The organism is Bradyrhizobium sp. USDA 4474, from assembly GCF_054057515.1.
The window spans coordinates 5018393-5032127 of record NZ_JBSRZJ010000002.1; the positions used below are offsets into that span (position 1 = coordinate 5018393).

General features: G+C 56.3%; 10 protein-coding genes and 1 riboswitch. Of the genes, 5 read left to right on the forward strand and 5 right to left on the reverse strand.

Going from position 1 to position 13735, the window contains the following annotated elements:
• Positions 1-987: 987 nt before the first annotated feature.
• The 3 genes from ACVW16_RS25295 to ACVW16_RS25305 all read right to left on the reverse strand — a co-directional run bounded on the left by ACVW16_RS25295 (position 988) and on the right by ACVW16_RS25305 (position 4350).
• Complete coding sequence (locus tag ACVW16_RS25295) at positions 988-1731, reverse strand: carbonic anhydrase (protein ID WP_456701743.1); 744 nt, start codon at positions 1729-1731, stop codon at positions 988-990.
• 8 nt (positions 1732-1739) lie between these two features.
• A complete protein-coding gene (locus tag ACVW16_RS25300; RefSeq protein WP_456701744.1) occupies positions 1740-2492 on the reverse strand; it encodes a thermonuclease family protein in 753 nt (250 codons plus the stop codon).
• 1603 nt (positions 2493-4095) lie between these two features.
• Positions 4096-4350, reverse strand: a complete 255-nt coding sequence (locus tag ACVW16_RS25305) for a hypothetical protein (protein WP_456701745.1) — start codon at positions 4348-4350, stop codon at positions 4096-4098.
• 615 nt (positions 4351-4965) lie between these two features.
• Positions 4966-5167, forward strand: a riboswitch (cobalamin riboswitch).
• Positions 5168-5266: 99 nt separating this feature from the next.
• Here ACVW16_RS25305 and metE point away from each other — a divergent pair.
• Complete coding sequence (gene metE, locus ACVW16_RS25310) at positions 5267-7612, forward strand: 5-methyltetrahydropteroyltriglutamate--homocysteine S-methyltransferase (RefSeq protein WP_456701746.1); 2346 nt, start codon at positions 5267-5269, stop codon at positions 7610-7612.
• Between the two features lie 1221 nt (positions 7613-8833).
• Here the strand turns inward: metE and ACVW16_RS25315 are convergent.
• Positions 8834-9031, reverse strand: coding sequence for a hypothetical protein (locus tag ACVW16_RS25315; protein ID WP_456701747.1), 198 nt, complete (start codon positions 9029-9031; stop codon positions 8834-8836).
• A 622-nt stretch (positions 9032-9653) separates the two neighbouring features.
• On the opposite strand from ACVW16_RS25315, the gene ACVW16_RS25320 reads away from it, so the two are divergent.
• Both ACVW16_RS25320 and ACVW16_RS25325 read left to right on the forward strand, forming a co-directional pair.
• Positions 9654-10028, forward strand: a complete 375-nt coding sequence (locus ACVW16_RS25320) for a hypothetical protein (protein WP_456701748.1) — start codon at positions 9654-9656, stop codon at positions 10026-10028.
• 364 nt (positions 10029-10392) lie between these two features.
• Positions 10393-10578, forward strand: a complete 186-nt coding sequence (locus tag ACVW16_RS25325; protein WP_456701749.1) for a hypothetical protein — start codon at positions 10393-10395, stop codon at positions 10576-10578.
• Here ACVW16_RS25325 and ACVW16_RS25330 read toward each other — a convergent pair.
• Entirely contained in the window at positions 10569-10721 is a 153-nt protein-coding gene (locus ACVW16_RS25330; protein WP_456701750.1) for a hypothetical protein, read from the reverse strand. The genes ACVW16_RS25325 and ACVW16_RS25330 overlap by 10 nt on opposite strands.
• A gap of 884 nt (positions 10722-11605) precedes the next feature.
• On the opposite strand from ACVW16_RS25330, the gene ACVW16_RS25335 reads away from it, so the two are divergent.
• Together ACVW16_RS25335 and ACVW16_RS25340 are read left to right on the forward strand one after the other, a co-directional pair.
• Positions 11606-12310, forward strand: a complete 705-nt coding sequence (locus tag ACVW16_RS25335; protein WP_456701751.1) for a sulfotransferase family protein — start codon at positions 11606-11608, stop codon at positions 12308-12310.
• 71 nt (positions 12311-12381) lie between these two features.
• Positions 12382-12675, forward strand: a complete 294-nt coding sequence (locus tag ACVW16_RS25340; RefSeq protein ID WP_456701752.1) for a hypothetical protein — start codon at positions 12382-12384, stop codon at positions 12673-12675.
• The last annotated feature ends 1060 nt before the right edge of the window (positions 12676-13735 follow it).

The window sequence follows — 13735 nt, forward strand, 5'->3', positions numbered from 1 at the left end:
TTCTGATTTGCGTTCGGGACGGCGTCCGAGCCTACGGCTTCTTTTCCATTTTCCCACCAATCGACGTGCCATTAAGCATGTCTGCCGCCCTCGTCTTAGTCATGCGAGATCACTGCGCCGTGCCGGCGCAATGCGCGTGGTTCGTGTTTGCTTTCAGACGAAAATGTCATTCAGTCAACAATCCGCAAGAAAAGACGACCTTGGCGGATCTCGACCGCTGACCGGCTGGATTCAACGTTCATGATAAACGCGAAGGCGTGCTCCGATCTCCCGGCGCTACCGACAGCCTCATTTGCTTTCGAGCAACTGCCAGTAAGTGAGGTAGAGGCGGACCTTCGCACGGCAGGTGTTAAACAAGTGTACGAGGGCAGCCTCGGTAGTTCGAGCTGGCTCCAAAACTGCCCGCCCATGCGAGCGAAGACGAAGCGCTTCGAACAGGTTTAGGCTGTTGGAGGTCCGCTTCGCCTTTCTGCGTTCTATGGTAGCTAAATTTATGACTTGCGTGGCCCATTGCGGCCTGTCGCTGCCTGATGCTGAGCATCCGTGGCTACTACCTCAAACGAGCAGTCATGCTGCTCGCTGTAGGCGGTCTTCAGTCCCTGATTGAGCCTGTTGATAAAGTATGTGAGCCGCTGACCCAATAGAGACGTTTGTGCGGCAAGTCGCAATAGAAATCGTGTCGGCTCGGAAGTCCAGAGCTCGCGACTGCTCCGAAGCTTATCGCTTTCAATCGGGCAACCAAGAGTAATGCTGCCGCGCGCGCTATGTGCGTGTGTTGATGCTGGCCACCCGCTGCCGACATGAGTACGTACAACGGGAGGATAGCTAAGAGGCCACGCATACCGCGGGGCTTTTCCGAGGCGATGACAATTGTGAATTGGACAGCATCCGACGCATTTGTTCAAGACAATGGACCATCAAACAGCGCCTTCCCGAAATGCAAAACCGGACTGCGGATGATTTGCCGCGGGTGTGAAGATGCTAGCCCTAGCTCACAATATCCACTTTTCCGGTTTCGAACCGATAGAGGCCCCCCACGACCTTCAGCCGGTTCTGCTCGACCGCATCGTTCAGAATCGGGCCCGTCGCTCTGAGTTTGTTGACGTTGTCGATCACATTCTGTCCAATTGCTTTGGCGAATATGTCGCCGTCTTGCTCTAGAGATGCCTTGACTGAAGGAGCAAGTGCTTTGACCAGGGATGAGATGTGCCCCGGCGGCGGCCTATTCTGATGCAGCGACTTGATTGTCGCGTCTATCGCACCGCAATGATCGTGGCCAAGTACGAGAATCAGTGGCGTGTTGAGCACTGAGACCGCATATTCCATACTGGCGATCGTATCATCGTTAGCGAAGTTGCCGGCAACGCGGCAGACAAACAGATCACCAAGTCCGCTGTCGAAGACAAGTTCGGGCGGGACGCGGGAGTCGGCGCAGGTTAGAACCGCCGCATAGGGATTTTGGCCTTCGACCAAGACCGGGCGCTCGCGCCTGAAATCATCGGCTCGTGGTTCGCCCTGCACATACCGATCGTTTCCCTTCAGCAGCCGCTGCAGAGCAGCATCCGGCGCGAGCACGTTGTCTGGCTTTGGCTGTCCCCTTGCGTCCTCCACATCGACAATGTTGCTGCCGAGTCCGAGAAATACTGTCGAAACACCGAACAACAACAGCGCCCGGCGCGAACGCGCGAACTTGGTTAGGGAGTCCATGTTTAGAGAATGGTCTTCGTGCATGTGTCGCCTCATCGCGCGGCCTTATGCCAGCCGGTGGCTCGGGCTTCCGCTTCGCTACAGAGCCAGCGTTCGCCTCGCTTGTTCGTCATGTCGATTTGTTCATATCCAGGTTGCAGCGGCATGAGATAAATGCGCTCGCCGCTGCGATGGGTTCCCTTTATCAGGCACTCGGGGGACGGCGGTTCAGACAGCAGGATGGATCCTAGCAAAAGTTCCTGAGCGTCTACCGGAACCGAGTTTCCACCCACGATAATTGTGGCCCTGTTGCGGTTACGCCAGTCCCAGGGCGCGATGAACGCCCCGGACCAGAGCCCTGCATAATTTGTGCTCGCCACCAACTCATAGATCACGTAGCTATGTTGAGCTGCACCAGCCGATAGCGCCCAGCCTGAGCGCACCATCCAAGCATTCACATCCTCGCCTTCGATCAAGCAATTGCCTAGGGCGCGCCGTTGCTCATCAAGTCGTTGAGTCTGACAATCCCACGTTCGCCCATTCGCGTGCTTGATAAGCTCGTCGCGAGCGGCTACGCCACAGGCCCACTTTCGGCCTCGGGCGTCGAGGCAAATCTGATCGGTCTCAGGAGCTTCGATTCCAGACAGCCGAATGGTGGTTTGCTCGATCTCAATCGTGTTCCCGTCGAGGATGCGCGGAACACCGCTGAGCGTCGCCGCGCACACCGGAGATGTAATGAGTGCGAGTAATGCGAACATTGTTCCGCGGCGCATCATCCCGACAATATCCTTTCGCTCCTGATCCATGCTCACTGCCGATAGATTAGGCTGTTTGATCGCGTTATATCCGGCGTTCCGCCACAAGCGGTAGAAGTGTGCTCTATGACAGCTTGTCGTGAGTTCGAACCTACGACCTGACGCCACGTAAGGATCAAGTGATTTCATCCGCTGCGCGCGCAGCGAATACGAGCATCGACGTCTTCCTCACTGAAAGCGTACGATACTTCTCGACTTGAGCTGGAGATCCTCGCCTCTAAGCGGCGAACTCGCGATGTTGAACAATCCCGAGCCTCGGAATGCTGCGCTTAGTCTTGCAAATGGTGAGCGAGTCTGGACCTCCGGCGCCAGCGGTTGGGTACGGAGGAGCAGCAACGTCGCTATCGTTGATGACGAAGTCATCAGAAAACAGTACGTGGACGACGGTTTCGACGAGGGCTCGGGGATGAGCCGTCGCAGGCCACGGCTAACAGGGCCGACCCCGGGTGACGTTCTCCCAGGTATCGTCTCAGCCACCGCTGAGTGTCGCTCCACCTCGCTGTGCGGACGCTACTGCGTGGGCACTCAATTGGCGATGCGCGGAGTACGCCGGACCGGCCTTGGACGGAAGCTTATCCACCGGCGCACGCATTGAAAAATGCATGACAGCTGGTTCGCCGGGAAGCAGGCATCTCGCAAACTACGACGGGCCCTCGCGCTCTGCGCCTGTCAGAAAGATCGCGAAATCATGCTGCCCAAAGTACGACGAGCCGAAAGCTCCGGGAGAGGCGACTGAGCTGTCGCAGTTGCAGGGCGCGGGACCGTTCAATGAGGGGCTCGCCTACTCTTCCTCTTTCTCTTCCTCTGGTTCGGTGCGCTGAAACCAGGACCCAGGAGGGAATTTCGCGATATGCTTGGCAAAGCTGGACTGTGGCTCCCCAATCTTTTACTTCGCTCTTCTCGAAAGTGATGACCCCGTTGTGTGTAAAATAACGTGGTCCTTGGATATTACAGTTTACTAATAGGAGAACGCGCCACAGATCACCTTTCTGGGTCGGCTTGTGATTGGGCTTCGGTAAGTAATCTACCACAGCTTCAACGATAGTGCATCGGCCTTTCCGAAGAACATCGCCGAGCCGACCTTGGGGGGTAGTCACAAAATTGAAGTTCGACAGATCGTGTAGAAAGCGAAGGTTTGCGTTCCTTTCGCCATCTGCGACTTCACTGGCGATCAACGAGAGTGCGAGCGCGTGCCAGCCTAATTCCATCGGCTGCGCGTAGGTTGACGCAAGTTCAATTGTACCATCGAGCCCGACTTTCCAGGTGATAACGTAGTGTTCGTCCGATTTGTTGTGTTGGTGCCTGGTCCACGAAACGAAAACAAAGTCGTCTCCGCCAAGTTCAGCGACGCCCCACATTTGGGGGACGAACTGTGCCACCTTCGAGACATTGGAGATGATTTGTTCTACCGTTTCACCATCTTGCGCCCGCCAAGCCGACTTGAATCTCTCGATAAGGGGGCTGTCGACCGACCGGATACGGCTGCTCGTGGCGGCCGGCCAGGCGAGGCAGATTAGAGATGCACCTAGCCACAGATATAGCAGGGGTCTTGCAAACAGTCTCTTCATAACCTCGGCGTCTCCCATCCAGAGACTTAGGCAGCAGGTGACTTGAACTTGCTCTGAGCGAGAGGCAAGAAGTTAGCGACGACGCGATAAGGCTGTTCGACGCCGTTGCCTATGTCACGCGGCGCTAACTTCCCTGTCAGCGACAGCATTCCAATTGGCTGAGCTGGCATGCCCAGCAGCAGCAGTCTGGGCATGCCGACGGATTGCATTCTTCGTGCCAGGCAATGGGCGAAAATACGCATCGATTTTGTGTGTTCTTGTCGCCTTTCCGACGTGCGCATGTTTCGATGCTTCCATTCGGCGCATCGGCCGCAGCTTGGACCCCCTTGTCCCGCAGTAGAAGAAGCGAGCGCCTCGGATGGAAATCTGATCCCGGCTTGGAGTGCCGCTGCCACCATTGAACGGTGTGCTTCACGATCGCCTTCTTCGTTGACCTACATGCCGGCCAGCGACACGAAGCCGAGTTAGCCGCCGACGTTGAAGTCTGGCTGGCAGGCGATCAATCGGCGCGCCGCGTGTGGTGCCCGAGTGCGCCGAAAAAACCTCCGCTATCGATGCGGATCCTTTAGCAAAGAAGCCGCTGCCCGGTGCAGCTGCTGGGCGAACGCTGAAACGAAGCCGCGTCGAACGCTGCATCTGCTCGAAATGGCGGTAGTCCTCGCCGCGAACGCTGCCTTTGTCCCTGCCATCGCCATAGCGTGCAGAGGCATCCCATGGCAGCTACCGATGCTCACTCGAGACTTTCTGACACGCGATCTCTGACCAGCCAATGTTTCCGGGTGGCGGTTAATCGTTGAGACGCACAGTCATTCGCCGGTCAACGGTCATTCGCTTACCAGATGTCGCAGACTAGCTTGGTACACAATCTGAGAGGTTGACGGGAAAGGTCTCCTACCGATAATCCAGGTCGTCGAGGTTCTCCGGGGCGTGTTCGATCCGGAGCTAAGAGGGAAGCCGGTGCAATGCCGGCGCTGCCCCCGCAACTGTGAGCGGCGAGCCACTGTCCAACGATGTCACTGAAGCCTCCACGGCTTCGGGAAGGCCGGACAGCAGCGACGACCTGCAAGCCAGGAGACCTGCCCCGGCAAAATATTGGTCCACGGGCGGGGTGTCTCGGTGGTGCGCCAAGCAGCTGTCGCATGCGCGACTTCGACTGCCTGCGTCCGCCATGGCCTTGTCCCCAACAGGGGTTAAGCTATGTCTCTTCTCTCTCTTCCCGTTGCTACGCTCGGAACGCCACGCATCGGTCCACGCCGTGAACTGAAATTCGCTCTCGAAAGGTATTGGGCCGGTAGGATAAGCGAACAGCAGTTGCAAGAGGACGCATCCGGCCTGCGCGCAGCGAACTGGGCTCGTCAGAGCTCTATCGGCGTCACTATCATTCCGTCGAATGACTTCTCGCTGTATGATCAAGTGCTCGATACAAGTGTCATGGTTGGCGCGATCCCGGAGATCTACGATTCGAAGGGAGAATCCGTTTCCCTTGCGACGTACTTCGCCATGGCCCGCGGATCGCAATGCGACGACCTCGACCCGAGTGTCGGTCACGGCCTACGAGGATCTGGCGCGCCAGCGCAGGAGATGACCAAGTGGTTCGACACCAATTACCACTACATGGTTCCAGAGTTTCACAAGGGACAGGCGTTCAGGCTGTGCTCTCGCAAACCCATTGAAGAATATGAGGAAGCAAAGGGTCTGGGCTTTCAAACCCGCCCCGTTCTTATCGGACCGGTCACATTCCTAAAGCTCGGCAAGAGTGCCGATAACTCGTTCCAGCCCCTCTCCCTGTTGGATGATCTGATTCCGGTCTATATCGAGGTTCTTCATGAATTGGCCAAACGAGGGGCAAGATGGGTTCAGTTTGACGAGCCCAGCCTGGTCCTTGATCTGGACGAGGCGGCGCGAAAATCCTTGCTACATGCCTATAACCGGTTGGCAAAGGAGGGACCGGCTATCAAAATCTTGGTTGCCAGCTATTTCGGCGCACTAGGCGACAATCTGGATACTGCCTTGAGCCTGCCAGTGTCCGGCCTGCACGTCGATCTGGTTCGATCGCCGGAGTTATTGGAGCAGATCATTGCTGACGGGCGAGCTGATCTCGTCTTGTCGCTCGGTGTCATCGACGGCAGGAATGTATGGAGGTCGAACTTGTCGTCGCTACGCCAGAGGCTAGAGCCCGCGATCGCGAAGCTCGGTAAACACCGTGTACAGCTAGCTCCATCCTGCTCGTTGCTTCACGTACCAGTCGATGCTGAACTAGAGACCGGGCTCACTTCCGACGTCAAGAGCTGGCTCGCCTTCTCGGTTCAGAAGATGCGTGAGCTTGCGATCCTGGCGCGGGCACTCGCTGGCGACCGGAATGTCGGGCAAGCTCTTGCCGAGTCGGAATGCGCTGTGACTGCCCGCCGGAGTTCGCCGAAGATCCATGATGCGAATGTTGCTGCCCGGATGAGGGCGATCGACCAGAAGATGCGCCGGCGAACGAGCCCATTTGCCCGTCGTTCCGAGATTCAAAGGGTGCGCTTCGGACTACCAGCGTTCCCTACGACGACGATCGGATCATTTCCACAGACGGCTGAGGTCCGAGGTGCTCGTGCGGCGCATGCGAAAGGCACGATGAGCGACGAACAATATGACAGGTTTCTTAAGGAGGAGATAGCCCGCGCTGTACGTTGGCAGGAAGACATTGGGCTTGATGTCCTTGTGCACGGCGAATTTGAGCGCAATGACATGGTGCAGTACTTTAGCGAAAAACTCGCAGGCTTCGCATCGACCAGCAATGGATGGGTGCAGTCCTATGGCTCGCGCTGCGTTCGTCCCCCGATCCTGTTTGGCGATGTAGTGCGGCCGAAGCCGATCACCGTAGAATGGTGGCGCTACGCGCAGTCACTAACGAGCAAGCCAATGAAGGCGATGTTGACCGGACCGGTGACAATCCTGAATTGGTCGTTTGTTCGCGATGATCTTCCTAGAAGTGAGGTCTGCCGTCAGCTTGGGCTCGCAATCCGAGACGAAGTCCGCGATCTCGAGGATGCCGGTGCAGCCATGATCCAGATCGACGAACCCGCACTCCGCGAAGGATTGCCATTGCGCCGATCGGAGTGGAACGAATATCTCGATTGGACGGGAGATTGTTTCCGCATCTGCTCGTCCGGCGTTAGCGATCAAACGCAAATCCATACACATATGTGCTACTCGGAGTTTAACGACATCATCGGCGCAATCGCCGCAATGGATGCGGATGTAATATCGATTGAGACGTCGCGCTCTAAAATGGAGCTACTGAACGTATTCACAGAGTACAGGTATCCAAATCAAATTGGACCGGGTGTGTACGACATCCACTCTCCACGCGTTCCCGGGACGAGCGAAATGAAGGAACTGATGGTGTTGGCTCAGGCGCGTTTGCAGAAATCGCAGCTCTGGGTCAATCCGGACTGCGGCCTAAAAACGCGCAAATGGGAGCAAGTGCGGCCCGCGTTGGTCAACATGGTCGCTGCCGCCCGCGAGCTGCGCGCTGCATCCGATCCGCAAAACCATTGATCCCGAGCTTAGTCTGTTGTCGACGAGGTTAATTCGCTAGTGGTGATTTGCGTGCTCCACAATGTCGAACCAAAGTACCCGGCCCTTGATGGGCCGGGGATGGAGCGGCGTCCGATGAGACGGTGACGCGTCGCGCTACTTTGTCGCGGTCCGAGGGAGAATCGCCTACGGTTCGAATCAAGAGTCCGGACAGGCAGTTCTTTCTCAAGCGCACGCCGATGCTTGCGGAGATGGAAGCTGCTATCCAAGCCAGATGCGCCAATGTGCGCGTAGACAGATTCACGCTCGATAGGGCCGAAGACGGTACGCGGTCTCGATGGCGCCGGCCGCGACATAAGGCTATCGGCCGTGCCGCCGGCTGGATCAGGTCACAACCTCCGCCGTTGGCATTTGTCGCTTTCCGCAAAGCTAGACCGGCGGCCGGTATTTCCAGCAATCCCACCGGCGGCGGTGCTATGGTCCAACATGCTGTCATGTCACATCCTTTGTTGGTGAGAGACTTTCTTGCCTGCGCGTCACCATCGTTGGCTTGTCGGTGACGTCAAACGCGCCCTCGCGAGCGCGGCAGATCGCTCAGCGAGAGGGGGAAAGACGTCGGAGCCAGTGGACACCATTACGACTCGCATAGTCGCGCTCGGACACGTCATCGGGCTGATTCGCAGGTCAATGATGTAGAGGTCATCGCAAGCGGCGCAGCTTATCATGTTCAGGTAATTTTGGTGCGGCTCTGGTGCGCTTGGCAGCTGTCTTAACAACCGCTCACTGCTGTCGGACGGAAAAGCATAACGGCAAACCAAGTATTTCGGACAGCCATGCGGCGGTTACGGGGGAGCAACTTCTAGCGGAAGTCAGCTGCTGCCGCAGCATTGATAGGGGTCAAAAGCAATTGCGCTTCCGAGAATAGCGGAGCTCGACGGGCCGCTACGAGCCGGACACGCCCGGGCGAGACATTTCTCGGTCAAAGCCCCGTTTTTGCATGAGGAGCCTACGAGGCCCCGGTCACCGGCCTAAAGTAGCGGGCGATATGACAGGTTCGACAGGGGCGATCGCGCTTCCTCGAGGCAACAGGACCCTCAGCCGCGCGGTCTGTTCCTGAGGGAGCGGGACAAACCCATTTAGAAGCTGATTGAGGCAGATCAAAAACTCTCGCCCGAAGTGGGAGTAATGGTCGGGCGAAACCACATCAAGACAAGACCATGCCTTCATTTACCGTTCGGTTTATCAAGACATGTTTGTGACGATACCGGCGGCGGACATCGTGCGCGCCAGGCAGCGTTCCAGGTCGATGCGGCCTCCCTGGGTGCTGCCGCTCAGCAGGCGGAGATCGATTTCTGCAAGCAAAAGAGTGTCCGTGATTGGACAATCTTCGCTGATGTGCTCGTGCTTCGAGCACCACTTGCATGAGGTTAATCCGTTCACGTGGTCCTTTCGAGCTGAAGCCTCAGCTCTCCTGAACCCTGAGGCAACGGCCGCGTAGCCGAGGCGATCTTCACGTGCGTCAGAACGATTGCTGGAGTATCATTTGGCCGTCCAGCGACTTTAGAGAAGACTGTTGCTTCGATGTCACCAAATGAATGCATGACCGATCTACGCTCGCGTCAAAAGAGGGACGATATGTTCGATATATATCTGAATCGAAGACATCTCTTGGTCGTCCCGAAAGGCTTTGCGATCCCCGCGGGATTGGGCTTGAATTGGAAGCGAAGGAAGCGGGCGGTTCGTTCCGTGAGCGACGTCATTCGACATGATGTGCAACAGCGAGGCTACCACCGACGTCGCTTGATCCCAAATCGGGGGAAGGCGGTAGTTGAGACCGTGACACAGTCTTAGGCGGCACAGCCATGCTGCATCATTCTTCGGAACACTCTGGGGAGGGCGTCGCAGATGCCGCCCAAAGCGTTGGTTTTCGCACCCGAAGCGAAGTGGTTATCGTGCATTAAGGGCTTGAGGAGGACGGCTTCTTTTGAAAAGCTGCGCACGGCTGAAGAGCTTACCTCAAGATCATTGATATGGAGAGTTTATTTGCCTCGATGGCGAGCGCGTGAGTTTTCAGCTGTCCATTCTGAAAATACTTGCCGGTCAGCCACACGGTCGGGCGAGCATCGAAGTCGTTAAGCAGCATTTGGCTATCTATTATAGCAGCGGCCCGGAGTGGCCGGCTCGGATGAAGCGCATCGCAAGCCGCGCACCCCAACTCGATATTTTCGGCCAGAGCTTGATCGAGCGAGACGCAGGATGCTGGATCATCAGCGAGCAGGGAAGGAAATATCTCGAGACACTCGAGCAGTTAGATCGGACTGTCATGCAAGCTGAGGTGGAGCGGGAGAACGTGCAAGTGTCGACAGCTGAGCAGCCGCCACCTTTGACTTTGCAGCTAGGAATGAACGTAGGCAGGAAGCGCCCCGCAAGCGATTGAGCGTACGCAAGCCCCCAAAGCAATCATCGCCGGACGTTGGAACACAGCGACGTTCCGCTCGCTGTCCGAACGTCCCTGGTTGGAGCTGTTCAGCTTGATAGCTATTTTGGCTCATTATCCGGAACATGTCCTTCTACATGCGTAGATTCGAACGGTAAGAAGTTCATTGCGAGGCATTCAAAGAACGAATCCCTCTGCGCCGCGGCTGTACGAAATTTACAGTTCCAGAGCTTCATTAGATCCAGACGTTTCGCCTCGCGAGAGTCATATCGAATCTATATGTGGGCGGGACTGCCTATAACGTTGCCCTTTTTTTTATGGAAAACCGTGTTACAAGCCACCCCTCTTAAAAGGAGCATATATCGTGAAAAAAGCAACCAAGAAACGCGTTAAGCGACGCGAGTGGACGAGGGCAGATATCAGAGAGCTCAAAGTCCATTCAAAGGCCAGAACCCCGGTAATCAAAATAGCAAAGATGACCAAACGGAGCGTCGGTGCGCTCCGCCAGAAAGCGCTAAACCTCGGAATTGGGCTCGGACATCAGCGATAGTGTTGGATGCTGCCGGCAATGGCGCGGTAGGGCGGCTTGCAGGCCGCCCTCAGCGCCACAGAAATTTTGCGACGACTAGCTTCACCCATCCGCGCCGCGAGATTTTTTAATCGCGGTTCAATGTCGCGGTCGGGCTCACGCATCCTCTCGCCGTTGATTGTCTAAGATGGTCTCAACGGTTACGGCTATTGCGATCCTTATTGGCAGTGAAGAAATTGTCTTGGTCACAGCCCTGCGAAGGATTATGAATGCCCGAGCAATCTCGCCTCCTTCGGCAGGGGTTGGCGCTAGGCGCATGTCTCGGATAATCTAGTTGGATTTTGGATCAGGTCCGTTATTCCAACCCTTCTTCGCGTTGGTCAATTAACGAGCGACGTTGCACGATCCGCTAACCCAAAATGCACCGTACGGTTTGGGGAGTGGACTTGTGTAAGACAAACTGTCCGGTGCTATAATCCAGAGTGTTGAACGGCTAACGACGGGCTGACAGGAAAGTTGCGTCGGGATTGCTTCCCCGTTGAGAAGATTGCTCGGTCTTACCTTGTGATGTGTACGATATGAACTGCGCCTTTGCTACACTCTTCTCATATCCGTTCGGGTGTGCGTAGCATCAGCGAGAGAGATGCCGCATGTACCTTTCAAGGCCCCAGCATGCTGCTTTTGATGATAGCAAAAGCCCTATGTGTCGCGGGCGGTCTTCGGCAAAACTTCCGTATAGTGTCTTCCAACCTTTCCATAAGCGCGATCAATGTTCGTGCAATTGAGTGGTCGCTTGATTTCGTGTAGCTCCCGAGCAATTCGCAAAGCAATGGTAGTAAGCTCTTCCGCAGTCTGGCCCAATTAATCGAGCGGCGCCTAAGGCAGAGGATATGAATGGTTGTCGGTTTCAGAGTTTATACGGAAGAGCTGCTCTCAAGTGTTCTTGTGGCTGGCTTTGTTGTGCCCAATCGAGCTAACGCCGGCGGCGGGCTCTCTTCAAGCACGAATGTCTGAACCATGAGCGGACGTCTTTGGCCGTTCGTCTGCGGTGTGTTTTCTCCTCGGTCTTCCGCGATCCGGGACCACACTCCTTGGGCATTTACTCCAGCATCATCCAGACATTTTAGCTCCCCCTGAGCCCTGGTTGATGCTGGCGCTTGAAGCGTTTGGCGGGGTGGTTTCTTCCCATCCGGCGGGGGGCGCACTGATTGAGGCCGCGTCCTCTCAATTCTTGGGGCGGATCAATCGCACAGCGGCCAGCCGCGCTTTTGCCGATGCAGCATACGATCAGTATCTCGCAGAAGCAGGCAAGCGGGTCATCTTAGACAAGACACCACGATATTGGACGGCGCTTGATTTTCTCGATTCAGTCTACCCAGAAGCGCCACATATCCTCCTGATGCGCAATCCCTTTGCAATCGCTGCTTCCTTGAAATCTACGTGGGGCATCCCGCTCCGGGCAGAAAGCTCAGGTAGTGTCAGCGTCTCCAGTACCGTCGATCTCATGCTCCGTATGCCCGACGGGATCATATCCTCGCTTGCCGATTTAGTTCTGGACCTTCCTAGGTTAGCTGCGCACCGCACTCGCCCGCAAACACACTTGGTGCAATACGAAATGCTTGTGGCGCATCCTGAGAAGGAAATTCGGCGGCTGCTGGCGGCGCTCGAGTGTGATCCAGCGGCTTTCACATCGGCGGACAGGAAAAAGCAGATTATCTCCGAACCAGCAGCTTTGGAGACCGAAAAATACTAGAGCGAACGACCATCGACCAAGGTTCTGTTGAGGCGTGGCGATCTCAACTGAGCGTCGAAGAGATGCAAACAGTGACCAATCTCGTCGGCGCCGAGCTTCTTTTAGAACTCGGATATGAGGAGGAACTGCGACACGCCCGGAAAGCCGGAGTTATGGACACCGGAGAGGAGGTAACCGAACTCTATCGTCGGATATTTCGGACGTGGTGGCGTTTCCGAACTACAAAGAGGGGAGCGTTATCGGCCTCGTCTCACGCTGAAGCACCAGTCCACGTCGCCTCGAATGTCTCGGACAATCGCGACGCGGCTATCCAAATGTTGCGGGACGAAGTCGCGCGACTGGAGCAGATCCTCAATATCGCCTAATGTAGTTCGAGTGCTTGCAATCAAACAAGCTCATTAATTTGACCAATGTCGTTGGCCGCACGATCTGAGCACCCATGACGGATCACGGGGAGCGCGGCGGAATTCGATATGCTTGCCACGTCTTCAAGTCTTCTCATGAATAGATGCTAGTGGGTCGCACAAAGGGGATGCCGGCTGTGCGTAATAGTTATCGCGTTTTTCCTTGAAATAGATGCCCTTTTGCTTAAGCGACCGCTACTGCCGCCGATGTTGCCAATTTAAGGAGCGTGACCTCCATGGAGATCTTGATCCCACGTTCGTCAACGCGCCAGTGAAGGTCGCACTAGTGAATTCGCTGACCTGATCCATGTTGAGGATCTTCGGAGTGCCATACTTCGCCGCCGCCTCCAGAGCCGCCACGTCAAGACCGCACGGCTCTCAATCGATCATGTCACAAAGGTAAAGCAGCGCGGCCGATGGGAATACGTTATGTGCGCCGACCATAGTTGGTTCGGCTGGTCGATCATCATGTTGCACAAGAAATAGGGAAGATCTTGCCCGGCGTTGGCCTCGTCTTGTTCCGCCTTGCTCTCCGGGGCGATGCCCATCCTCCTCCGCATCAACCGGTGCGCGCGCGTGCAATTGACCTAACGTTCCTCAACTATCAGCATCACGATCACCGCCCTAGACCAGGAACGACCGGGGCGAGAACAGCTCTTCGAGACGCCGCATCGGCCAAGGTCGGCGTTATCGACCGGACGGGAGAGCCGAGCGCGCGATCCCAAGCAACATGCATTGCCGGCGGATTGACAGCGCCATCAATGGAAGCTTGTACGATCGAGCAGGTGCTTCAGAGGCGACAACGCCAGCACAGCGGCTCGGAAGTGAGGTTCACAGGACACACGCCTCACGCTAGGTGCTTGCGTCGGTGATGGTACTCGCTACTCACCTAGGAAGCCGCGCTTTGTGCCAGCCGAAAACACAGCGAGCTTGACGCAGCATGGATCGACTGATGAGACGTTACGCGCCGTAAAGCGGAGTAGAGCGCCGAGAGGTGCTGCCAAGGCGGTTCTTTTGCGAA